The sequence below is a fragment of the Pseudomonas sp. LBUM1646 genome, from assembly GCF_059716165.1.
Genome location: NZ_CP166810.1, coordinates 1,209,160 through 1,232,734, shown reverse-complemented (window position 1 = coordinate 1,232,734; position 23,575 = coordinate 1,209,160). Strand labels below are relative to the sequence as shown.

Annotated in this window: 17 protein-coding genes; 6 read left to right on the top strand and 11 right to left on the bottom strand. The window is 60.2% G+C overall.

From position 1 onward, the window contains the following. The first annotated feature begins 17 nt into the window (after nt 1-17). The 4 genes from nagA to nagE all read left to right on the top strand — a co-directional run bounded on the left by nagA (nt 18) and on the right by nagE (nt 6,567). Nucleotides 18-1,124: an N-acetylglucosamine-6-phosphate deacetylase gene (nagA, locus tag ACA071_RS05335; protein WP_497643442.1), complete on the top strand. Its 1,107-nt coding sequence runs from the start codon at nt 18-20 to the stop codon at nt 1,122-1,124. Next, complete coding sequence (locus ACA071_RS05330) at nt 1,105-2,127, top strand: SIS domain-containing protein (protein WP_497643441.1); 1,023 nt, start codon at nt 1,105-1,107, stop codon at nt 2,125-2,127. Before nagA ends, ACA071_RS05330 begins: the two co-directional genes overlap by 20 nt. 170 nt (nt 2,128-2,297) lie before the next feature. Beyond that, the gene (gene ptsP / locus ACA071_RS05325; protein WP_497643440.1) at nt 2,298-4,814 is read left to right on the top strand and encodes a phosphoenolpyruvate--protein phosphotransferase; all 2,517 of its coding nucleotides are present in this window, start codon (nt 2,298-2,300) and stop codon (nt 4,812-4,814) included. A 43-nt stretch (nt 4,815-4,857) separates the two neighbouring features. Next, nucleotides 4,858-6,567, top strand: coding sequence for an N-acetylglucosamine-specific PTS transporter subunit IIBC (nagE, locus tag ACA071_RS05320; RefSeq protein ID WP_497643439.1), 1,710 nt, complete (start codon nt 4,858-4,860; stop codon nt 6,565-6,567). Nucleotides 6,568-6,669: 102 nt separating this feature from the next. Here the strand turns inward: nagE and ACA071_RS05315 are convergent, their stop codons facing one another. Further along, nucleotides 6,670-6,999 (bottom strand): DUF6124 family protein, encoded by a 330-nt coding sequence (locus ACA071_RS05315; RefSeq protein ID WP_497643438.1) that lies wholly within the window; start codon nt 6,997-6,999, stop codon nt 6,670-6,672. A 600-nt stretch (nt 7,000-7,599) separates the two neighbouring features. Here ACA071_RS05315 and ACA071_RS05310 point away from each other — a divergent pair. Beyond that, complete coding sequence (locus tag ACA071_RS05310; protein ID WP_497641581.1) at nt 7,600-8,769, top strand: IS4 family transposase; 1,170 nt, start codon at nt 7,600-7,602, stop codon at nt 8,767-8,769. Between the two features lie 116 nt (nt 8,770-8,885). Here ACA071_RS05310 and ACA071_RS05305 read toward each other — a convergent pair whose 3' ends face one another. Continuing rightward, entirely contained in the window at nt 8,886-9,197 is a 312-nt protein-coding gene (locus ACA071_RS05305) for an NGG1p interacting factor NIF3 (protein ID WP_497643437.1), read from the bottom strand. Between the two features lie 5 nt (nt 9,198-9,202). Then, nucleotides 9,203-13,099 (bottom strand): phosphoribosylformylglycinamidine synthase, encoded by a 3,897-nt coding sequence (gene purL, locus ACA071_RS05300; RefSeq protein ID WP_497643436.1) that lies wholly within the window; start codon nt 13,097-13,099, stop codon nt 9,203-9,205. Between the two features lie 274 nt (nt 13,100-13,373). On the opposite strand from purL, the gene mltF reads away from it, so the two are divergent. Next, nucleotides 13,374-14,834: a membrane-bound lytic murein transglycosylase MltF gene (gene mltF, locus ACA071_RS05295; protein ID WP_497643435.1), complete on the top strand. Its 1,461-nt coding sequence runs from the start codon at nt 13,374-13,376 to the stop codon at nt 14,832-14,834. Between the two features lie 161 nt (nt 14,835-14,995). Here mltF and pdxJ read toward each other — a convergent pair whose 3' ends face one another. The 8 genes from pdxJ to lptF form a co-directional block, all read right to left on the bottom strand. Next, complete coding sequence (pdxJ, locus tag ACA071_RS05290) at nt 14,996-15,742, bottom strand: pyridoxine 5'-phosphate synthase (RefSeq protein WP_497643434.1); 747 nt, start codon at nt 15,740-15,742, stop codon at nt 14,996-14,998. A gap of 207 nt (nt 15,743-15,949) precedes the next feature. Next, nucleotides 15,950-16,633, bottom strand: coding sequence for a DNA repair protein RecO (gene recO, locus ACA071_RS05285; protein WP_497643433.1), 684 nt, complete (start codon nt 16,631-16,633; stop codon nt 15,950-15,952). A 166-nt stretch (nt 16,634-16,799) separates the two neighbouring features. Continuing rightward, a complete protein-coding gene (gene era, locus ACA071_RS05280; protein ID WP_054054777.1) occupies nt 16,800-17,702 on the bottom strand; it encodes a GTPase Era in 903 nt (300 codons plus the stop codon). Then, nucleotides 17,695-18,384, bottom strand: coding sequence for a ribonuclease III (gene rnc, locus ACA071_RS05275; protein WP_054054779.1), 690 nt, complete (start codon nt 18,382-18,384; stop codon nt 17,695-17,697). Before rnc ends, era begins: the two co-directional genes overlap by 8 nt. A gap of 184 nt (nt 18,385-18,568) precedes the next feature. Beyond that, the gene (lepB, locus tag ACA071_RS05270; protein WP_497643432.1) at nt 18,569-19,423 is read right to left on the bottom strand and encodes a signal peptidase I; all 855 of its coding nucleotides are present in this window, start codon (nt 19,421-19,423) and stop codon (nt 18,569-18,571) included. A gap of 5 nt (nt 19,424-19,428) precedes the next feature. Continuing rightward, nucleotides 19,429-21,228 (bottom strand): translation elongation factor 4, encoded by a 1,800-nt coding sequence (gene lepA, locus ACA071_RS05265; RefSeq protein WP_008151572.1) that lies wholly within the window; start codon nt 21,226-21,228, stop codon nt 19,429-19,431. 171 nt (nt 21,229-21,399) lie between these two features. Beyond that, nucleotides 21,400-22,461 carry an LPS export ABC transporter permease LptG gene (lptG, locus tag ACA071_RS05260; protein ID WP_497643431.1) on the bottom strand — a complete coding sequence of 354 codons (1,062 nt, stop codon included), beginning with the start codon at nt 22,459-22,461 and terminating at the stop codon, nt 21,400-21,402. Beyond that, nucleotides 22,454-23,572, bottom strand: a complete 1,119-nt coding sequence (lptF, locus tag ACA071_RS05255; protein WP_497643430.1) for an LPS export ABC transporter permease LptF — start codon at nt 23,570-23,572, stop codon at nt 22,454-22,456. Before lptF ends, lptG begins: the two co-directional genes overlap by 8 nt. Nucleotides 23,573-23,575 lie beyond the last annotated feature (3 nt).

The following is a 23,575-nucleotide window of genomic DNA, read 5'->3' as shown; positions in this document are numbered from 1 at the left end:
GCTACCGAGAACCGATCATGTCCGAAGACAACATCCTCACCGCCCACGGCTGGGTTCGCGGCCGGCTGATTCACCAACACGGCAAAGTCGTGTCCATCGAAGGCGTGCCTTGCGATCCGGCGGACAATGACCTGCCTTACCTGCTGCCGGGTTTCATCGACCTGCACGTTCACGGCGGCGGCGGCAAAGACATCATGGAAGGCGCGACAGCCTTCGAAACCATCACCAAAACCCACGTGCGTTTCGGCACCACGTCGCTGCTGGCGACCACCATGACCGCGCCATCGGAAGAAATTTCCAGCGTGCTCAAAGCCGTCGGCGAGTACTGCGAGCAACGTCCGACAGGCAGCGCCCGGGTGCTCGGCGTGCACCTCGAAGGTCCGTACATCAACCCCGGCAAACTCGGTGCCCAACCAAATTTCGCCCACACCGCGTTGATGGCCGAAGTCGAGGAATACCTGGCCCTGGCGCCTATCCGCGTGATCACCATTGCCCCGGAAATCGCTGGCCACGATGGTTTGATCCGCGCCCTCAGCGCTCGCGGCGTGCGCATGCAGATCGGCCACACCCTCGGCAGTTATGAGGAAGGCGTGGCCGCGCTGGACGCCGGCGCCAGCAGTTTCACCCACCTCTATAACGCCATGAGCCCGCTGCATCACCGCGAGCCCGGCATCGTCGGCGCGGCCCTGGCCCACGCCAAATACGCCGAGCTGATTCCGGACTTACTGCACGTGCACCCCGGCGCCATGCGCGTGGCCCTGCGTTCGATCCCGTGCCTGTATTGCGTCACCGATTCGACCGCTGCCGCTGGCATGCCGGACGGTGAATACAAGCTCGGCAGCCACACCGTGACCAAATGCCTGGGCGGTGTGCGCCTGGCCGACGGCACGCTGGCGGGCAGCACCCTGACCATGGATCAGGCGTTGCGCAACCTGGTGAAGATCGGTTTGCCGATTGCCGAAGCCTCGCAACGCCTTTCGCAATTCCCCGCCGACTACCTCGGCATCACCGAACGCGGGCGCCTGCAACCCGGCGCCTGGGCCGACTGCGTGCGGCTGGATCGCTCACTCACACTGACCGCCGTCATGGTCGAAGGAGAAGACATTGACTTCAAAAATGCTTGAAGAGGCGCTGTCCTCGTTCGAGGCCGTGCAAGCCCAATTGCAGCAACTCGACCCGCAGATGATCGAGATCGCCGGGCGCCTGCGCCGTCAGCCGCCGCAAGTGGCGATGACCGTCGCCCGTGGCAGCTCCGACCACGCCGCCAGCTACTTCGCCTACCTGACCATGCAGCAACTGGGCATTCCGGTCGCGTCGTTGCCGATGTCGGTGGTGACCATGCAGCAAGCGCCGTTGAAGGTCAGCGGTCAGGTGGCGTTCGCCTTTTCGCAATCGGGGCAAAGTCCGGACCTGGTAAACAGCCTGCGTCTGCTGCGCAAACGTGGCGCCTTGAGCATTTCGATGGTCAACGCCGAGGGTTCGCCGCTGGAAGCGGCGTGTGAATTCAGCCTGCCGCTGTTGGCCGGCATCGAAAGCAGCGTCGCCGCGACCAAGAGTTTTATCGCCACCCTCAGCGCCAGCGCCCGGTTGATCGCTCACTGGAAAGAAGACGTGGAATTGCTCGAGGCCGGTAACGCGCTACCAGAAGGTCTGCGCGATGCAGCGAAACAGGACTGGAGCCTGGCCATCGACACCCTGCGCGATTGCGAACGGCTGATGGTGATTGGCCGTGGCGCCGGTTTTGCCATCGCTCAGGAAGCCGCGCTGAAATTCAAGGAAACCTCGGCGATCCAGGCCGAAGCCTTCAGCAGTGCCGAAGTCCGTCACGGCCCGATGGCGTTGATCGGCGATCAATACCCGTTGCTGGTGTTCGCCCCGCGCGGTGCCGAGCAGGCCGGTTTGCTGAGCCTGGCTGCCGACATGCGCCAGCGCGGCGCCCGTGTATTGCTGGCGGCGCCGGATGACGTCAGTGAACGCGACCTGACCCTGACCCGCGCCGAGCACCCGGCCCTCGATCCGATTCTGGCGATCCAGAGTTTCTACGTGATGGCCGCTGGTTTGGCCGTCGCCCGAGGCATGGACCCGGACCAGCCGCGGCATTTGAGCAAAGTGACGCGCACGCACTAAGTCGAATGGCGTGCACAGCCCTGCAGTAGCTGTCGAGTGAAACGAGGCTGCGATCTTTTGACTTTGATTTTCAAAAGCAAAATCAAAAGATCGCAGCCTCGTTTCACTCGACAGCTCCTACAGGGTGACAAGTGATCCGAACCGAATTGTTTACTGATGAGTACCGAGCCATGCACAACAATAATAAAGAGCTGACCCTCAGCGCCCCGCTCAGCGGCCCGGTGCTCACGCTCGCCAGAGTCCCGGACCCGGTGTTCGCCAGTGGCGCGATGGGTGACGGGATTGCAATCGATCCATTGAATGACACCCTTTACGCGCCTTGCGCCGGCGTGGTGGTGCATGTCGCCCGTACCGGCCACGCCGTGACCTTGCGCGCCGACAACGGTGCCGAATTGCTGCTGCACCTGGGCCTCGATACGGTCGAGTTGCAGGGCGAAGGCTTTTCGATGCTGGTCAAGGAAGGTGCGCGGGTTGCGAACGGCCAACCGCTGTTGCGCTATGACCTGGACAAGGTCGCGCAACAGTGCAAAAGCCTGGTCAGCCTGATGATCCTGACCAACAGCCAGGACTTTCAGGCGCGGCCGATCACCTTGAAATCGGTGAAGGTCGGCGATCCGCTGCTGCATATCGTCCGGCGACTGGCCAATGGCGTGCAGGCCGAAGTCGACCTTTCAGGCATCGAAGTCCACGGGCATATCCGCATCGCGCATCGCGGCGGTTTGCACGCTCGGCCAGCGGCGCTGATTCGGCAGACGGCGCAAGGTTTCAAGAGCAAATCGCAGCTGCATTTCGCCGGTAAGTCGGCGTCGTGCGATAGCTTGATCGGGCTCATGAGCCTGGCCGTTGGCGAGCAGGAAGAAGTTCAGGTCAGCAGTCAGGGCCCGGATGCTGAGGCGGCGTTGCAAGCGTTGCTGATTGCGTTATCCACAGCATTGGCCGAAGACAATCACACCATCGCGCCGACGCCGATTGCCCAGCGCAATCGCCCTGCCGAAGTGGGCGTGTTGCACGGCGTTTGTGCTGCACCCGGCCTGGTCGCCGGGCCACTGTTTCGTTTGAACGCGATCAGCCTGCCGGTGGACGCCGGCAACCACGATCCCGAGCAACAACTGCAAGCCCTCGATGCCGCACTGGCCGTCGTGCGCAGCGAAATCGATCACACACTGACCCAAGCCAGAAAGCACAAGAACACCGACGAAGAAGCGATCTTCGCGGCGCACCTTGCGCTGCTCGAAGACCCGGCATTGCTGGACGCCGCAGCGCAATCCATTGATAAAGGCAGCGCCGCGACTCACGCCTGGAGTGAATCCATCGATGTGCAGTGCGACGTCCTCCAGCAACTCGGCAGTGCATTGCTGGCCGAGCGCGCCAACGATTTGCGTGACCTCAAGCAACGGGTGCTGCGCGCCCTGCTCGGGGAAACCTGGCACTACGATATTCCGGCAGGCGCCATCGTCGCCGCCCATGAACTGACCCCGTCCGACTTGCTGCAACTCAGTCAGCACGGTGTCGCCGGGTTGTGCATGGCAGCGGGCGGCGCGACGTCCCATGTGGCGATTCTCGCTCGCGGCAAAGGCCTGCCATGCCTGGTGGCACTGAGCTCGGCGCTGCTGGATCAGGCGCAAGGCCAATCGGTGGTGCTGGATGCCGACGGCGGTCGCCTCGAATTGACGCCATCCACCGAACGCCTGGCCGAGGTGCGGCAGGCACAACTCGATCACCAACAACGTCGCGCCCAACAACAGGCGCAGGCGCACACTCCGGCGCTGACTCTCGATGGCTTGCACGTTGAAGTCGCAGCCAACGTCGCGTCCAGCGCCGAAGCGGCGGATGCGCTGGCCAATGGCGCCGATGGTGTCGGCCTGCTGCGTACCGAATTTCTGTTTGTGGACCGCAACACGGCGCCGGACGAGCAGGAACAACGCCTCGCCTACCAAGCCGTGCTCGACGCCATGGGCGACAAGTCGGTGATCATTCGCACCATCGATGTCGGTGGCGATAAGCAGCTCGACTATCTGCCACTGCCCGCCGAAGCCAACCCTGTACTCGGCCTGCGCGGCATTCGCCTCGCTCAGGTGCGCCCGGAATTGCTCGACCAGCAACTGCGCGCGCTGTTGCACGTCAGCCCGTTGTCGCGCTGCCGGATCCTGTTGCCGATGGTCACCGAAGTCGATGAATTGCTGCACATCCGCCAACGCCTCGATGCCTTGTGCACCGAGCTTGAGCTGGCGCAGCGCCCGGAGCTGGGCGTGATGATTGAAGTCCCGGCCGCCGCACTGCTGGCCGAGCAACTGGCCGAACACGCGGACTTTCTGTCCATCGGCACCAACGATTTGTCCCAGTACACCCTGGCCATGGACCGCGACCACGCGGGCCTGGCCTCGCGGGTCGATGCGCTGCACCCGGCGCTGCTGCGATTGATCGCGCAGACCTGCGCCGGTGCTGCGGTGCATAACCGTTGGGTTGGGGTGTGCGGTGCACTGGCCTCCGACCCGTTGGCCACACCGGTACTGATTGGCCTGGGGGTTCGCGAGTTGTCGGTGAGCCCGGTGCAGATCGGTGAAATCAAAGACCGCGTCCGCCATCTGGATGCGAGCGAATGCCGACGCATCAGCCAGGACTTGCTCAAGTTGAGCAGCGCCAGCGCGGTGCGTCATGCCTGTCACCAACATTGGCCTCTGAGCTGAACAACAACAGCTCTAAAACAAAAAGAACACAGGGAGAACCGCCATGTACCAATACTTTATCGAAGGCTTGCAGCGCCTCGGTCGCGCGCTGATGCTGCCGATCGCGATCCTGCCCATCGCCGGCCTGTTGCTGCGTCTGGGCGACACCGACCTGCTGAACATCGCGATCATCCACGACGCCGGTCAGGTGATCTTCGCCAACCTGGCGATGATCTTCGCCATCGGCATCGCGGTCGGGTTCGCCAAAGACAACAACGGCACAGCAGGGCTGGCCGGGGTCATTGGCTACCTAGTGATGGTCTCGACCCTAAAGGTGCTGGATGCCAGCATCAACATGGGCATGCTGGCCGGGATCGTCAGCGGCTTGATGGCCGGCGCGCTGTACAACCGCTTCAAGGACATCAAGCTGCCGGAGTACCTGGCGTTCTTCGGTGGCCGGCGCTTCGTGCCTATCGTCACCGGTTTTGCCGCCGTCGGCCTCGGCCTGGTGTTCGGTCTGATCTGGCCGCCGATCCAGCAAGGCATCAACAGCTTCGGCGCGTTGATGATGGAGAGCGGCAGCTTCGGCGCCTTCGTCTTCGGCGTGTTCAACCGCCTGCTGATCGTCACCGGCCTGCACCACATCCTCAACAACATGGCGTGGTTTGTGTTCGGCAACTTCACCGACCCGACTACCGGCGCCATGGTCACCGGCGACCTGTCGCGCTACTTCGCTGGCGACCCGAAAGGTGGCCAGTTCATGACTGGCATGTTCCCGATGATGATCTTCGGCCTGCCCGCCGCGTGCCTGGCGATGTACCGCAATGCATTGCCGGAACGCCGCAAGGTCATGGGCGGGATTTTCCTGTCGATGGCGCTGACCTCGTTTTTGACCGGTGTGACTGAGCCGATCGAGTTTGCGTTCATGTTCCTCGCACCGATGCTGTATCTGGTGCACGCCGTGCTGACCGGCCTGTCGATGGCCGTCACCAATATGCTGAACATTCACCTCGGGTTTACCTTCTCCGGCGGTTTCATCGACATGGTCCTCGGCTGGGGTAAATCCACCAACGGCTGGCTGGTGATCCCGGTTGGGCTGGCGTATGCAGTGATCTACTACGTGGTGTTTGATTTCTGTATTCGCCGCTTCAACCTCAAGACGCCGGGGCGTGAAGATGTGGCTTCAGCCGAGAAGGTTGTGTTCGCCGAAAATGAACGCGCCGGGGCCTATATCAAGGCCCTGGGCGGCGCGGACAACTTGATCACTGTGGGCGCCTGCACCACGCGACTGCGGTTGGACATGGTGGATCGCAACAAGGCCAACGATGCCGAGTTGAAAGCGCTGGGCGCGATGGCCGTGGTGCGTCCGGGCAAGGGTGGGAGCTTGCAGGTTGTGGTGGGGCCGATGGCGGACAGCATTGCCGATGAGATTCGCCTGGCGATGCCGGCGTTGGGTCGCGCGGTTATTACTGAGCCCCTAGCTGTTGTCGAAGTGGCGAAACCTGTTGCTCTACCGGAAGCGCAGCAATGGTTGAATGCCTTGGGCGGTGGCGACAATGTGTTGCAAATGGACTGCATCGCCATGACCCGGATTCGCCTGCAACTGGCGGATGGCAAGGCGTTGTCGGAGTGTCAGTTGAAGGAATTGGGGTGTCAGGGCGTCAGTCAACTTGAGGGAGGGGTTTGGCATCTGTTGATTGGCGACAAGGCGCCGAGTTTGAGTGGGGCGTTGGAGGCGTTGGTTAATCGTAGTGAGGTGAGTGCCAAGGTTTAGATCTTCGGCGCCTGACAGTTCGCCATCGCGAGCAAGCTCGCTCCCACAATGGTTCGATGTACGACGATCCAATGTGGGAGCTTGCTCGCGATGAGGCCGGGTCTATTCGTGTGGATCTATCTGATCCAGTACGCGGTTCGCGGTGATTTCCGCCAGCATCACGCTGTTTGAAATGCCCAGCAGGGCATTGCGCGAACCGCCGTCCAGAAGGTCCACCAGTTGATGGACCATCACGTCGACCGAGGCCAGGGTCTCGACCAGGTAAACCATGAGGGTTTCGCTGGTGGCCTGTGGGTCTACGGAGAACAGGGTGCTGGGTGTACGCGGTGTGGCTTTGATGTCGGCGAACGAAGGGATGTCGCGTGGTTTTGATTCGGGTTGTTGCGGGGCTGTTGGATCGGTTTCTGGCGGGTCGGGCGTAACCTTAGACATAGTCAATTTCTCTGATTGAGTGCCAACCCTCCTGCTGCTAAACGAGAGGGAGGCAGCTGTGCGCAGGTTAGCAGACCGGGGAAACTAACAAAGCCGGCGCGCCCGAAGGCGCCCTGCGCACAGCCACCATCGAGTGCAGGCACGGAAATGCCTGACTGACGGAGCTTGTGCAACTTGTTAATTGTCCTGGGCTGCTAAACCCGGTCATTGATGGGCAGTGACAGGAATCAAGTTACCGAGCAGCCCAAAGGCGCACAAGCCGGCGGATTCTGGCGGAGCCGTAGGCAACGGCGCAAGATTTTGTAGGTCTCAGGAAGTAACTTTGAGCGCTTTTAAACGTGAGCCCTGCGGTGATGTTTAGTCAGCCTTCGCGGGTAAGCACGCTCTCATCATCCTTACACCGATCGTTCCCACGCTCTGCGTGGGAATGCAGCCAGGGACGCTCTGCGTTCCGCTTCAGAATGTGACGCAGAGCGTCACGGGATGCATTCCCACGCAGAGCGTCACTAGTGTCCGGTAAAAACTGAAGGGGGAGCTTGCTCCCCCTTGCTGTTGGCGGACTTCAGTCATAATCGGATTTTTCAGACTCGATTTTGACTCATGTTCTCCAGCACCCGTTTAGCCCAACTGCTCAGTGCGATCCCTCGCCCGTCCTTCCAGCAATCCACCGAAAAGTACCAGGCGGATCGCTACGTCAAACGCTGCACATCCTGGCAATTGCTGGTAACACTGGTCAGCGGCCATGTAACCCAAGCCTTAAGCCTGCGGTCATTGGCGACTTTCTCCGAAACGCTGGCTGCGCATAGCTACCATCTCCAAGCCGGCCCCATTGCCCGCTCGACCCTGTCAGATGCGTTGAACAAACGTGATTACCGGCCGTTCCAAGACCTCTGTGAGAACCTGTTGCGCGGTGTCGGCCGTCAACAGCGCAAGGAAGTCGGCGCCATGGTTAGTCTGATTGATTCCACTTCGATTACCTTGCGTGGACCTCACTTTGATGACTGGACTGCCGCAACTAAAACCCGCATCACACAAGGCCTCAAGGTACACGTAGGGTTGGATCTGGCTCAGTTGGCCCCGGTGTACGTGAACATTACCCCCGCCAACGTCAACGACATGAGCGATGCGCTGAATATGCCGATTCAGGCCGGCATGACTTATGTCTTTGACAAAGGTTACTGCGATTACAACTGGTGGTACCAGTTGCAGAGCAAAGGTGCTTATTTCGTCACTCGGTTTAAGAAAAATGCCAACTACGAGGTGCTGCACGAGCACTCAACCGTTGCCGAACAAAGCCCGGTCATGAGTGATGAGGTCGTTCAGTTCGGCAAAAAACGTCTGGGTGGCAAACGTGTGAATGACTATCGAGACGAACCAGTAAGACGTGTCGTGATTGAACGCGAAGGGCACGTGACACCGTTAATCCTGGTGACCAACGACTTTGCCAGAACAGCTGAAGAAATCGCGGGTTTGTACAAGAATCGCTGGAAGATCGAGTTGTTTTTCAAGTGGATCAAGCAACATCTGAAACTCAAGCGGTTCTATGCCTTCTCCGAAAATGCCGTTCGCCTGCAGATTTACAGTGCTTTGATCAGCTACTTGTTACTGCACCTTTTTCACCGTCGCTCAGGGTTTCCCGGCTCGTTGTTTGAGCTGACGGTGCGGATTGCACATGTCCTGCATGAACGGCCCGCTACCCAAGAATTCAAAGACCGACGAAGGCAGGAACAAGAAAAACTAAAGGCTGCCCAGGGCAACCTTCAGCTTTGAAACATGTTTACCGGACACTAGTGACGCAGAGCGTGGGAACGATCATTGAAAACCCTGGGCAACAAAAAACCCGCTGATCTGCATCAGCGGGTTTCTCATTTCAGCAGCCAGAAAGATCAGAAATCCTCCAACCGCCACACTTCATAAGCCGGCGTCTCATAGGGATGGCTGAGTTTCAACGCGGCCACCGTAGCCACGATCAACTCATCCGCCACCACCAGCTCAACCTTCCATTCCTCAACCTGCTCGACCTGCCCCGCTTCGCCAATAAACGGCTGACTGCCGTCCAAAGGTCGAAACTGGCCCAGGCCCAACACTTGCCATGCGCAGTGATCATAAGCACCGATCCGCCCGCCACCGGCGGCGAATACGGCGCTTTTGATCTGTTCCACATGACTGGCCGGAACAAAAAAACTGAGCTTATACACAGCTATCAGTTAACCCAGACGCGAGCATTACGGAACATACGCATCCAAGGTGCGTCTTCGTTCCAGTCTTCCGAACGCCACGAGTTCTGCACGGCGCGGAACACGCGTTCCGGGTGCGGCATCATGATCGTTACGCGACCGTCGCGGCTGGTCAGCCCGGTGATCCCGCGCGGCGAGCCGTTCGGGTTGGCCGGGTAGTTTTCGGTGACTTTGCCGTGGTTGTCGACGAAACGCATCGCCACGCAACCGGACAGATCGGCTTCCAGCAACGCTTCTTCGCTTGAGAACTCGGCATGACCTTCACCGTGAGCGATGGCGATTGGCATGCGCGAACCGGCCATGCCTTGCAGGAAGATCGAGTTCGACTCCTGGACCTGAACCATCGCCACGCGGGCTTCGAACTGCTCGGAACGGTTGCGCACGAAGTGCGGCCAGAACTCGCTGCCCGGGATCAGCTCGTGCAGGTTGGACATCATCTGGCAACCGTTGCACACGCCGAGGGTGAAGCTGTCGTTACGTTCGAAGAAGCCCTGGAACGCATCGCGAGCGCGGCTGTTGAACAGCGCGGACTTGGCCCAGCCTTCGCCGGCACCCAGTACGTCGCCGTAGGAGAAACCGCCGCAAGCGACCAGACCTTTGAACTCATTCAGGTCGACACGACCGGCCAGAATGTCGCTCATGTGCACGTCGATCGCGTTGAAACCGGCGCGGTCGAACGCTGCTGCCATTTCCACCTGGCCGTTGACGCCCTGCTCACGCAGTACGGCAACCTGTGGGCGGATGTTTTTCTTGATGTAAGGCGCGGCGACGTCCTGGTTGACGTCGTAGCTCAGCTTGACGCTCAGGCCCGGGTTGTCTTCTTCCAGCAGCACGTCGAACTCTTGTTCGGCGCAGTCGACGTTGTCACGCAGACGCTGGATTTGGTAGCTGGTTTCAGCCCATGTACGCTGCAGCAGACGACGCTGGCCTTCGAACACGGTTTCGCCGTTGAAGGTGATGTTGATCTGGCCGTTGTTCATCGGCTGACCGATCACCGACACGCAATCACCCAGACCGGCCGCGCTGAATTGCGCGAGGATGTCTGGAGTAGCGTCCTGACGAACCTGGATCACAGCACCCAGCTCTTCGTTGAACAGGATCGCAGCGATGTCGGCGGACGTTTCTGCCAGACCGTCGAGGTTCAGGCTCAGGCCGCAGTGACCGGCGAAGGCCATCTCGACAACGCTGGTCAGCAGACCACCGTCGGAACGGTCGTGGTAAGCCAGCAGGTGACCGTCGGCGTTGAGGCCCTGGATCACGGCGAAGAAGGCTTTGAGGTCTTCGGCATCATCGACGTCCGGCGCTTGTGAGCCGAGCTTGCCGTGAACCTGGGCCAGGATCGAGGCGCCCATGCGGTTCTGGCCACGGCCCAGGTCGATCAGGATCAGGTCGGTGGTGCCCTTGTTCATGCGCAGTTCAGGCGTCAGGGTCTGACGGATGTCAGCCACAGGCGCGAAACCGGTCACGATCAGCGACATCGGCGAGGTGACGGTCTTGTCGACGCCTTCGTCGGTCCAGCGGGTGGCCATGGACATGGAGTCCTTGCCCACCGGAATGGTGATACCCAGGTCCGGGCACAGTTCCATGCCGACCGCTTTCACGGTGTCGTACAGGCGCGCGTCTTCACCGGGGTGACCGGCAGCGGACATCCAGTTCGCCGACAACTTGATGTCGGAAATCTTGTTGATGCGCGAAGCGGCGATGTTGGTCAGGGTTTCGCCGATGGCCATGCGGCCCGACGCCGGAGCGTCCAGCAAGGCCAGCGGAGTGCGCTCGCCCATGGCCATGGCTTCACCGGTGTAGACGTCGAAGCTGGTGGCGGTGACGGCAACGTCGGCCACCGGAACCTGCCACGGGCCAACCATTTGGTCACGGGCCACGAGGCCGGTGATGGTGCGGTCGCCGATGGTGATCAGGAAGCTTTTGCTCGCCACAGCCGGGTGATGCAGAACGCGTTCAACGCAGTCGGCAATTTCCAGGGTGCTTGGATCGAAGTCGTCGCCCAATTCGTTTTCACGAACGGCCGAACGGTGCATGCGCGGGGCTTTGCCCAGCAGCACTTCAAGCGGCATGTCGACCGGATCGTTGCCGAAGTGGCTGTCGGTGACCGTCAGTTGCGGCTCGGCAGTGGCTTCGCCGACCACGGCAAACGGGCAACGCTCACGCTCGCAGATTGCCTGGAAGCGTTCGAAGTCCGCCGGGCCGACTGCCAGAACGTAGCGTTCCTGGGATTCGTTGCTCCAGATTTCGTGCGGGGCCATGCCCGGCTCGTCGTTTGGAATGTTGCGCAGTTCGAAGCGGCCACCACGGTCGCCGTCGTTGACCAGTTCCGGGAAGGCGTTGGACAGACCGCCCGCACCCACGTCGTGGATGAAGCTGATCGGGTTTTTGTCGCCCAACTGCCAGCAGCGGTCGATGACTTCCTGGCAGCGACGTTCCATTTCAGGGTTTTCGCGCTGTACGGATGCGAAGTCCAGGTCAGCCGAGCTGGTGCCGGTGGCCATGGAGGAAGCGGCGCCGCCGCCCAGGCCGATCAGCATCGCCGGGCCGCCGAGGACGATCAGCTTGGAGCCAACGGTGATCTCGGCTTTCTGTACGTGTTCGGCACGGATGTTACCCATGCCGCCGGCCAGCATGATCGGCTTGTGGTAACCGCGAACTTCGTTGCCACGGGGGGTGGTGATCGACTGCTCGAAGGTACGGAAGTAGCCGGTCAGGGCCGGACGACCGAATTCGTTGTTGAACGCGGCGCCACCGAGTGGGCCTTCGATCATGATGTCCAGCGCGGTAACGATGCGCTCAGGCTTGCCGTACGGCACTTCCCACGGCTGTTCGAAACCCGGGATTTGCAGGTTGGATACGGTGAAACCGGTCAGGCCAGCCTTGGGCTTGGCGCCGCGACCGGTAGCGCCTTCGTCGCGAATCTCGCCGCCACTGCCGGTGGCTGCACCCGGGAACGGGGCAATCGCAGTCGGGTGGTTGTGCGTCTCGACTTTCATCAGGATGTGCACCGGTTCCTGCACCGCGCCGTACTGGCGGGTTTCAGGGTCCGGGAAGAAACGGCCGGCAACGTTGCCGACGATCACCGATGCGTTGTCCTTATAAGCCGACAGAACGCCTTCGCTGTGCATCACGTAGGTGTTCTTGATCATGCCGAACAGGCTTTTTTCCTGACTCTGGCCGTCGATGTCCCAACTGGCGTTGAAGATCTTGTGACGGCAGTGCTCGGAGTTCGCCTGGGCGAACATCATCAGTTCGATGTCATGCGGGTTGCGCTTCAAGCCGACGAAGGCGTTGACCAGGTAGTCGATCTCGTCTTCGGCCAGGGCCAGGCCCAGCTCGGTGTTGGCTTTTTCCAGCGCGGCGCGGCCGCCACCCAACACGTCGATTGCGGTCAGCGGTTTAGGCTCGGCGTGGCTGAACAGGCCGGCGGCTTGTTCAAGGTTGCCCAACACGATCTGGGTCATGCGGTCGTGCAGCACATCAGCAATCAGCTGCGCTTCGGCGTCGCTGAACTGGCCAGCCACGTAGAACGCGATGCCGCGCTCCAGGCGCTGGATTTTGCTCAGGCCGCAGTTGCGAGCGATGTCGCTGGCTTTACTGGACCACGGCGAAATGGTGCCAAAACGCGGCAACACCAGGAACAGACGACCGGTCGGTTCTTGCACCGGGACACTTGGGCCGTACTTCAGAAGGCGCGCAAGCACCTGCTGTTCGTCGCCGGTCAGGACGCCGGTAACTTCGGCGAAGTGAGCGAATTCAGCATACAAGCCGCTGACAGCCGAAACTTTCTGGCTCAGTTGCTCAAGGAGTTTGCTGTGGCGAAAGGCAGAAAGGGCAGGAGCGCCGCGCAGGATCAACATCTTCGGGACAGCCTCGGGAAGGGGTGTGCTTTGAGGCCGTGCATTCTAGCCTAAACCGCCCGCGACATCACCCGAAACGGTACGCGCGGCCGCACCCGAACGTCGGGCCGGGTATCCGGGCCGCGAACAGCTGCGTTCTGCGGGTTATTTTTTCTGTCACAAAATGCCGTTCGGGCCCATTCCTGCGGGCTTTCGGGCAGTTTTGCGTTGCCTAGCAGACAAGCCCTTCGCTGTCGAGATATGGCGGTCGTGGTCCTTTGCGTATACTGCGCAGATGTTTTCCCCAACGGCTTTGCGTCCGCGGTACGCCAAATGGCTGATCGCAACCGGACTCTTCCTGGTGCTCAGTGGCTGTGTTGATAAACCCAACACGCTGGAGCGCGTAAAGGAGGATGGTGTGCTGCGGGTCATTACCCGGAACAGCCCCGCCACCTACTTCCAGGATCGTAACGGCGAGACCGGCTTCGAATACGAGCTGGTGAAGCGCTTTGCCGAAGATCTGGGGGTCGAGCTCAAAATCGAAACCGCTGACAACCTCGACGACCTGTTCAACCAGGTAGGCAAGCCTAACGGCCCGGTGCTGGCTGCTGCCGGTCTGGTCAGCAGCGAGCAACGCAAGAAGCAGGTGCGGTTTTCCCATTCCTACCTGGAAGTCACCCCACAGGTCATCTACCGCAACGGCCAGTCACGGCCGACGGACGCTGGCGATCTGGTCGGCAAGAAGATCATGGTGCTCAAAGGCAGCACCCACGCCGAGCAACTGGCGGAGCTGAAAAAGAAATATCCCGGCATTGAATACGAAGAGTCCGACGCGGTTGAAGTCGTCGACCTGCTGCGCATGGTGGATGAGGGCCAGATCGACCTGACACTGGTCGATTCCAATGAAGTGGCGATGAACCAGGTCTACTTCCCCAAAATCCAGGTCGCCTTCGATCTCGGCGATGCCAGCAACCAGAGCTGGGCGGTGGCCGCCGGCGAAGACAACAGCCTGCTCAACGAGATCAACACCTACCTCGACAAGGTGAAGAAAAACGGCACCCTGCAACGCCTGAAAGACCGCTATTACGGCCACGTCGATGTGCTCGGCTACATGGGCGCTACCACCTTCGCCCAGCACTTGCAGCAGCGCCTGCCCAAATACGAACAGCACTTCAAGAACTACGCCAAGAAAGAGAAGGTCGACTGGCGCCTGCTGGCGGCGGTGGGTTATCAGGAATCGCTATGGCAACCGGCGGTCACGTCCAAGACTGGCGTGCGCGGTCTGATGATGCTGACCCAGAACACTGCGCAGGCCATGGGCGTATCCAATCGCCTCGACCCCAAGCAGAGCATCATGGGCGGCGCCAAGTACCTGGCCTATATGAAGGATCAACTGGACGACTCGATCCAGGAACCGGATCGCACCTGGTTTGCCCTGGCGGCCTACAACGTCGGCAGCGGCCACCTGGACGACGCGCGCAAACTGGCGGCCAAGGAAGGGCTGAACCCGGACAAATGGCTGGATGTGAAAAAGATCCTGCCGCGGCTTTCAGAGAAGAAGTGGTTCAGCAAAACCCGCTATGGCTACGCCCGGGGCGGCGAGCCGGTGCACTTCGTGGCGAACATCCGTCGCTACTACGACATCCTGACCTGGGTCACGCAGCCACAGCTTGAAGGTGATCAGGTGGCCGAGGGCAACCTGCATGTGCCGGGGATCGACAAGTCCAAGCCGAATCAGGAAACCCCGCCGCTCTGACGCTGATCGTTCCCACGGCCCGCGTGGGAATGCATCCCCTGACGGTCTGCGTCAGTTGGTGAAGCGGAACGCGGAGCGTCCCCGGCAGCATTCCCACGCGGAGCGTGGGAACGATCAACCTGTAGGAGCGAGGCTTGCCCGCGAAGGTAGCGCCGCCTATCTCAACCCTTCAGGGCCGCCGCCAGAATCAGCGCCTTCATCTCCGAAACCGCCGACTTGAACCCGACAAACAACGCATGCGCCACCAGCGCGTGGCCGATGTTCAGTTCGTTGATGCCCTTGATCGCCGCGACCGATTCAACGTTGTGATAATGCAAACCGTGGCCGGCATTGACGATCAAGCCCTGGGTCAAACCAAACGCCACACCATCGGCCACACGCTTGAGTTCTTCAGCCACTTCAGTCGGCGTCTCGGCATCGGCATAACGGCCGGTGTGCAACTCGATGGCGGGGGCACCAACGCGCTTGGACGCCGCGATCTGACGCTCGTCAGCATCAATGAACAACGACACCTCACAACCGATCTTCGACAGGCGATCCACCGCGGCTTTGATTCGCGCTTCCTGCCCGGCGACGTCCAAGCCACCTTCGGTGGTCAGTTCCTGACGGGTTTCCGGGACGAGGCAAATGTGCGCCGGGCGGATGCGTTCGGCGAACACCATCATTTCTTCAGTGACGCCCATTTCGAAGTTCATGCGGGTTTGCAGCACGTCCTTGAGCAGCAGCACGTCGCGCACCTGGATGTGCCGGCGGTCTTCGCGCAGGTGCACGGTGATGCCGTCAGCGCCCGCCTCTTCCGCGTCCAGTGCTGCCTTGACCGGATCCGGGTAACGAGTGCCCCGGGCCTGACGCAGGGTGGCAACGTGGTCGATGTTCACGCCAAGAAGAATGCGATTGCTGGTGGTCACGGAAGCGCTCCTGAAGAAGGGAAAGTTCGGTGCACAGCATACACGGGGAGATAGGGTCTGTTGATGCTTGGTGACGGCCGCGTTGCGTGCCGGCGGGCGCGAGGCTACGTTGCGGGATTTGTTAAGGGAACGCCATTAACAGCATCCCGCGCCTTGCCTCGCACCCGTTGGCCCACAACGCGACTCGCCTCCAAGCATCAACAGACTCTACGGCTTTCGAAACAACTCGCGAGAAACCAAGGGACGACCGCCCAGGTGAACGGCCAGCGCCTGACGCATCAAACGCTTGGCGGCCGATAGTGCGCCGGGGGCGGTCCAGTCGGCCTCGGCCATGGCCAGCAGTTCGATGCCGTTGAACAGACCGGGTTGCAGCAGGTAGACCCGCTCCAACCCCGCATCCACTTGCAAACGATAGAGACCGTCCGGCGCGACAGGCTCGCCGTGGATGTCGGTGCTCAGCGCAAAGCCGTACCCGAGATCGTCCAGCAAGCGCCATTCGAAGGAGCGCAGCAGCGGTTCCAATGGGCGGCCTTCGGCCAGGGCGAGCAACGTCGCAGCGTAGTGATCGAAGACACCGGGGTGCGGATCTTCAGCCGGCAATAGGCGAATCAGCAGCTCATTGAGGTAGAGACCGCTGAACAGCGCCTCACCAATGAGCCATGTCGAAGTCCCCGCACTTTCCATGCGCCCGACATTCTTCAGTTCACCGCGCCCACGAAACTCGACTTCCAGCGGCACAAACGGCCGCGCCAACGTCCCGGCCTTGCCCCGCGCACTGCGCAACACCGCCCGTAGCCGACCTTGCGGCGTGAGGAAATCCACGAGCGCACTGGTTTCGCGATAGGCGCGGCTGTGGAGCACGTAGGCGAGTTGGCCGATTGGCTGGGACATGGAGCTCTCAATGGCGGAACGCAGTTTTACAAACAACCCAAAACCAATGTGGGAGCGGGCTTGCTCGCGAATGCGGCGTGACAGTCAACATCAATGCTGAATGTTACATCGTCTTCGCGAGCAAGCCCGCTCCCACAGGGGATCTACGGTGTAGCGCAGACCCGGTTTACAGGTCGCCGTAACCCAGCGAACGCAACGCACGCTCGTCGTCGGACCAGCCGCCTTTCACTTTCACCCAGAGGTTGAGCATGATCTTGGAGTCGAACAGCAACTCCATGTCCTTGCGCGCCTCAGTGCCGATGCGTTTGATGCGCTCGCCCTTGTCGCCAATGATGATCTTCTTCTGGCCATCACGTTCGACGAGGATCAAGGCATGGATATGCAGGGTTTTGCCCTGCTGCTTGAATTCTTCGATTTCGACGGTGATCTGGTACGGCAACTCGGCGCCCATCTGGCGCATGATTTTTTCGCGCACCAGTTCAGCGGCGAGGAAGCGGCTGCTGCGGTCGGTGATCTGGTCTTCCGGGAAGAAGTGCTCGTTCTCCGGCAGGTAGCCCGCGATCACGCGTTCCAGCGCTTCCAGGTTGTGCCCGTGCTGGGCCGAGATCGGCATGATCTGCGCGTTCGGCAGCTGTTCCTGCAACCAGCTCAGGTGCGGCATCAGCTCGGCTTTGTCTTCGATGCGGTCGGTCTTGTTCAGCGCCACGATCAACGGGCCGGTCACGTACTGCACGCGTTCGAGGACCATTTGGTCTTCGTCGGTCCACTTGGTGCGGTCAACCACGAAGATCACCACGTCGACGTCTTTCAACGCAGCCGAAGCGGTTTTGTTCATGTAGCGGTTCAGAGCCTTTTCGCCACCTTTGTGCATGCCCGGGGTGTCGACGTAGACGGCCTGGATGGCGCCTTCGGTCTTGATGCCCAGCATGTTGTGACGGGTGGTCTGCGGCTTGCGCGAGGTGATCGCCAGCTTCTGACCCAGAATATGGTTCAGCAGCGTGGACTTGCCCACGTTGGGACGGCCGACGATGGCAACATAGCCACAGCGTGTTGCGGTTGTATCAGTCATTGCCATTCTCCACACCCAGGGCAATCAGTGCTGCGGCGGCCGCTACCTGTTCGGCAATACGACGACTCACACCCTGACCTCGGCTTTTTTCATTCAGTAAGGTGATTTCGCATTCGACGAAGAAGACTCGGCAATGCGGCTCACCCTGGATATCCACCACTTCGTAACGTGGCAGCTCACAGCCCCGGGATTGCAGGAATTCCTGCAGGCGGGTTTTCGGATCTTTGTTGGTGTCGACCAGGGTCAGGCCCTCGAACTCCCCGGTCAGCCAGGCCAGCACGCGTTCGCGCGCCATGTCCATGCCGGCGTCCAGGTAGATCGCACCAATCAGCGCTTCCAGGGCATCGGCCAGAATCGACTCGCGACGGAAACCGCCGCTCTTCAATTCGCCAGAGCCCAGGCGCAGGTAATCGCCCAGATCGAAACCACGGGCCAGTACGGCCAGGGTCTCACCTTTCACCAGTCGTGCGCGCAAACGCGACAACTGGCCTTCGCGGGCCAGCGGGAAGCGATCGAACAGCGCCTCGCCAGCGACGAAGTTGAGGATGGCATCACCGAGGAATTCCAGGCGTTCGTTGTTACGCCCGGCAAAACTGCGGTGAGTCAGGGCCAGGACCATCAGTTCCTGGTCCTTGAAGGTGTAGCCGAGCTGACGCTCTAGACGGCTTAAGGAGACGCTCACGGTTTACCCACGCTGAGTTCGTGGTTGGATTCCACCGCCATCGCCATGATGCGGCGCAGGCTTGGGACAATTAACGCTGTGTTCAAAAATAACGTCCTGAATATCGTTGGCTTCATGCTTCTGGCGTCGATTGTGTCGGCTCCAGAAATGCATTCGGCGCTGTGTTCAACAGCGCCGTGTGTGATTACTTGATCAGGCCAACCCGCGAGAAATTCGGCAGGTGACTGAGTTTGGGTTCCGGCCAGCTCATCCAGACTGCGAAGGCCTTGCCGACGATATTCTTGTCGGGAACCATGCCCAGCATATCCTTGGGAATGTTCGGATCATCCCAGTAGCGACTGTCGTTGGAGTTGTCGCGGTTGTCGCCCATCATGAAGTAGTGCCCGGCAGGCACGGTCCAGGTATGGTCCGGGGTTGCGCGGTAGCGGCTCATTTCCTTGCGGATCAAGTGCTCGGCCTCGCCGAGTTTTTCCTTGTAGAGCTCGGCACTGCCCAACGTGCCCGGCTCGGAGCCGACCAGTTGCTCGGCGATCGATTCACCGTTGACGAACAGTCGTTTGTCGGCGGTGTAACGAATCTGGTCACCCGGCAGGCCGACGACACGCTTGATGTAGTTGACGTTCGGATCGCTCGGATAGCGGAACACCATCACATCGCCACGCTGTGGATCACCGACATTGATGACTTTCTGGTCGAGCACTGGCAGACGGAACCCGTAGGAAAACTTGCTCACCAGAATGAAGTCGCCAACGTCCAGGGTCGGTTTCATCGAGCCGGAAGGAATCTGGAACGGTTCCACCAGGAACGAACGCAGCACCAGCACGATGAACAACACCGGGAAGAACGACTTGCCGTATTCGACCAGCAGCGGCTCTTTGTTCAGTTTTTCGACCACCACCCCGTCAGGCTGGCTGACGCTGCCCTGATAGGAGGTAATGGCGGCACGCCGACGCGGAGCCAGGAAAACCAGATCGAGCAACGCCAACAGGCCGCAGACGAACACGGCGATGACCAGCAACAGCGGGAAATTTAGTGACATAGGACCTAACTATCCAACCTGAGCACTGCAAGGAAGGCTTCTTGTGGAATTTCCACGTTGCCGACTTGCTTCATGCGTTTCTTACCGGCCTTTTGCTTTTCAAGCAGTTTTTTCTTACGGCTAACGTCACCGCCGTAGCATTTGGCCAATACGTTCTTTCTGAGTGCCTTGACGGAGGTCCGCGCAATGATCTGCCCGCCAATGGCGGCCTGGATCGCGACGTCGAACATCTGGCGCGGAATCAGTTCTTTCATCTTCTCGGTCAACTGGCGACCTTTGTAGTGCGCGTTATCCTTGTGCACGATCAGCGCCAGGGCGTCGACCTTGTCACCGTTGATCAGCACATCCAGTTTCACCAGATTAGCTGATTGATAACGATCGAAATGGTAATCCAGCGAAGCGTAGCCGCGACTGGTGGATTTCAGACGATCGAAGAAGTCCAGGACCACTTCGTTCATCGGCAAATCGTAGGTCACCTGCACCTGGGTACCGAGGAACAGCATGTCGTGTTGTACGCCACGCTTTTCGATACACAGGGTAATGACGTTGCCCAGGTGCTCTTGCGGCACAAGAATATTGGCCCGCACGATCGGTTCACGCATGTCTTCGATCGAGGACAGGTCTGGAAGCTTAGACGGGTTGTCGACGTAAATCGTTTCACCGGTCTTCAGCAACAGCTCGAAAATCACCGTCGGCGCCGTGGTGATCAGGTCCAGGTCGTACTCGCGCTCGAGGCGCTCCTGGATGATTTCCATGTGCAGCATGCCGAGGAACCCGCAACGGAAGCCGAAGCCCAGGGCGTCGGAGCTTTCCGGGGTGTACTGCAGGGACGAGTCGTTGAGCGTGAGCTTTTGCAGGGCTTCACGGAAATCTTCGAAGTCGTCGGAGCTGACCGGGAACAGGCCGGCGTAAACCTGCGGCTGAATGCGCTTGAAGCCGGGCAGCACGTCAACGTCGGGGGTGGAACTCAAGGTCAGGGTGTCACCGACCGGTGCACCGTGAATGTCCTTGATACCGGCGATGATGAAGCCCACTTCGCCAGCCTTCAGGTCAACGGTGGCGGTGTGTTTCGGGTTGAAGACACCGACGCTGTCCACCAGGTGGATCTTGCCGGTGGATTTAACCAGGATCTTGTCGCCCTTCTTCACACGACCGTGGCGCACGCGAACCAGGGAAACAACGCCCAGGTAGTTGTCGAACCAGGAATCGATGATCAACGCTTGCAGCGGATCTTCGTAGTTGCCGGTCGGCGCAGGAATGGTCTTGACCAGGCGCTCGAGCACCTCGTCGACGCCCAGGCCAGTCTTGGCAGAGCACTCGACCGCATCGGTAGCATCGATGCCGATGATTTTTTCGATTTCTTCTTTGACGCGGTCCGGATCGGCCTGTGGCAGGTCGATCTTGTTCAGGACCGGCATGACTTCCAGGCCCTGCTCGATGGCCGTGTAGCAGTTGGCAACCGATTGCGCTTCAACGCCCTGACCGGCATCGACCACCAGCAACGCACCCTCACAGGCCGCCAGCGATCGGCTGACTTCATAGGTGAAGTCGACGTGGCCGGGGGTGTCAATGAAGTTCAACTGATACTTGATGCCATCGCGGGCAGTGTAATAAAGGGTGACGCTGTGGGCCTTGATGGTGATCCCGCGTTCACGTTCCAGGTCCATGGAGTCCAGAACCTGGGCTTCCATTTCGCGCTCGGCAAGGCCGCCACACATCTGGATGAAGCGATCGGCCAGCGTCGACTTGCCATGGTCAATGTGGGCGATGATGGAGAAATTGCGGATATGACTCAAATCACTCACGGATCAACACTCAAAAAGGCTGCAGGCATAGCCCGCCGAAAAATAGCCGGGAATTGTACCTGATCCACGGCGCAAGCGTCACGTTCGCAGGTCAGACGGCGAATACAAAAACGCCCCGGTCTTGCGACAAGGGCGTTTTGAGTGAACGGCAAGGTCAGGAAAACCCCGGAATCAACCGGCCCGACGCAACAACCAGACCCCGGCCAGGGCACAGACACTGGCCGGCACCAACACCGCAAACAGCGGCGAGAAACCGAACACCAGGCTCGAAGGCCCGAGCAGATCCTGGACAATGCGGAAGGTGAAGCCCACCAGCACACCGGTAAATACCCGCTGACCGAGGGTCACCGAACGCAACGGACCGAAGATGAAGGAAATAGCCATCAACACCAGCGCGGCCGTGACCAGCGGCTGCAACACCTTGACCCAAAATGCCAGCCAGTAACGACCGTTGGCCAGGCCCTGGTCGGCCAGGTAGTGAATGTAACCCCACAAACCACTGATCGACAGTGACTCGGGCGACATCACTACGGTACTCAGCAGCTGTGGGCTCAGGGCAACTTCCCAGCGCTCGACTGGCGTGTTGACCACCTCAGTATTCTTTTCATGGAACAGCGTGGTCGTCACGTCGCTCAGTTGCCAGTGATCCTTGTCGAACTCCGCACGCTTGGCGAAGCTCGCCGACAGCATGTGGCGCTCTTTGTCGAAGTGATAACGGGTCACGCCATATAAAAGGCCATTAGGCTGCACGGAGTTGACGTGAATGAACTCGTCACCCTGGCGATGCCATAGGCCGTGCTTGGCACTTTGCGCGTCGCCGCTGCCCTGGGCCAGCGAGCGGTTGGCCTGGGCGGTGACTTCGGTGGCGGGCGCCACGTACTCGCCAATCAATACCCCGACGACCATCAGGACCAGCATCGGCTTCATGACCGCCCAGACGATCCGCCCGATCGACACGCCAGCGGCGCGCATGATGGTCAGTTCGCTGTTGCTGGCCAGGCTGCCGAGGCCGATCAGGCAACCGATCAGCGCCGCCATGGGCAACATGTCGTAAAGACGTCGTGGCGCGGTAAGCAGCACGTAGCTCAGGACATCCATCAAGGTGTAGGTGTCGCTGGCGTCGCCCATCTCATCGATGAAGGCGAACAGTGTCGCCAGACCGAGAATGATCCCCAACACCGCCAGGATCGCTACGAAAACGCTGCTACCAATGTAGCGATCGAGCTTAACCACGAGCCACCTCCAGCGCATCGCGGCGACTCGCCAGTTTCAAGCGCATCGGCTCCCAGTAGAGCAAGACCAGGCCAATGGCCAGGAAGATCCCGTGCACCCACCACAAGCCCAGCGCCGGCGGAATCTTGCCCTTTTCGAGGGCGCCGCGAGCGGCAATCAGGATGGTCAGGTAAGCCATATAAAGAAGAATCGCCGGCAGCAGCTTGAGGAAACGGCCCTGGCGCGGGTTAACGCGCGACAGCGGCACCGCCATCAGGGTCACGATAAAGACCAGCAACGGCAGGGACAGGCGCCATTGAAGTTCGGTGCGCGAGCGAATGTCATCACTGCCGACCAAGGAGCTGGTGGTCATTGCGTCACGGTCGGTCACTTCGTCGCTGACGTCAGGTTTGGGCAGCAATACACCGTATTCGTCGTACTTGATCTTCCGGTAGTCAGCCTGCCCCGGGTTACCGTCGTAGCGGTAGCCGTTATCGAGAATCAGGTAACGATTGCCATCAGGGCGGATTTCCTGACGGCCCTTTTCGGCCACCAGCACGGAAATCCCGCGATCCTTCTGGTCGGACGAAATATTCTTTTGCGAAATGAATACGCCGCCCAGGTTGATCCGGTCGTCCGTCAGCGTTTCGGTGTAGGTCACTCGCGTACCGTCACGCAAGGACTGGAAGCGACCTGGCTCCAGCGTATCGAACTCGGTCAGGGCGTCCTGCTTGTTTAACAGCAACTGGAATTGGTTGGCCCCTTGCGGCGCCAGGCTCAGGCTCAGCCATGCAACCACCAGCGCCACCAGGGTGGCCGGAAACAGGGTGATACGAAACAGCCGCTGCTGGCTCATGCCGGTGGCCGACAGCACGGTCATTTCGCTTTCCAGGTACAGCCGGCCATACGACAACAGAATCCCGAGGAACAACCCCAATGGCAGGATCAGCTGCAGGAAACCCGGCAGGCGAAAGCCCATGATCAGGAACAATGAACTCGGGTCCAGTTGGCCCGAAGCCGCCTGCGCGAGGTATTTGATGAAGCGACCGCTCATGATGATGACCAGCAGCACGGCGCTGACGGCGCTCAAGGTCAACAGGACTTCGCGGGATAGATAACGGAAGACGATCAAACC

What these genes read in the sequence shown, in the direction of transcription:
- ptsP (WP_497643440.1), top strand. Translation starts at nt 2,298, where the DNA reads ATGCACAACAATAATAAAGAGCTGACCCTCAGCGCCCCGCTCAGCGGC.
- nagE (WP_497643439.1), top strand. Translation starts at nt 4,858, where the DNA reads ATGTACCAATACTTTATCGAAGGCTTGCAGCGCCTCGGTCGCGCGCTG.
- ACA071_RS05315 (WP_497643438.1), bottom strand. Translation starts at nt 6,999, where the DNA reads ATGTCTAAGGTTACGCCCGACCCGCCAGAAACCGATCCAACAGCCCCG.
- recO (WP_497643433.1), bottom strand. Translation starts at nt 16,633, where the DNA reads ATGTCCCAGCCAATCGGCCAACTCGCCTACGTGCTCCACAGCCGCGCC.
- ACA071_RS05310 (WP_497641581.1), top strand. Translation starts at nt 7,600, where the DNA reads ATGTTCTCCAGCACCCGTTTAGCCCAACTGCTCAGTGCGATCCCTCGC.
- lepB (WP_497643432.1), bottom strand. Translation starts at nt 19,423, where the DNA reads ATGTCACTAAATTTCCCGCTGTTGCTGGTCATCGCCGTGTTCGTCTGC.
- era (WP_054054777.1), bottom strand. Translation starts at nt 17,702, where the DNA reads ATGACTGATACAACCGCAACACGCTGTGGCTATGTTGCCATCGTCGGC.
- nagA (WP_497643442.1), top strand. Translation starts at nt 18, where the DNA reads ATGTCCGAAGACAACATCCTCACCGCCCACGGCTGGGTTCGCGGCCGG.
- mltF (WP_497643435.1), top strand. Translation starts at nt 13,374, where the DNA reads ATGTTTTCCCCAACGGCTTTGCGTCCGCGGTACGCCAAATGGCTGATC.
- purL (WP_497643436.1), bottom strand. Translation starts at nt 13,099, where the DNA reads ATGTTGATCCTGCGCGGCGCTCCTGCCCTTTCTGCCTTTCGCCACAGC.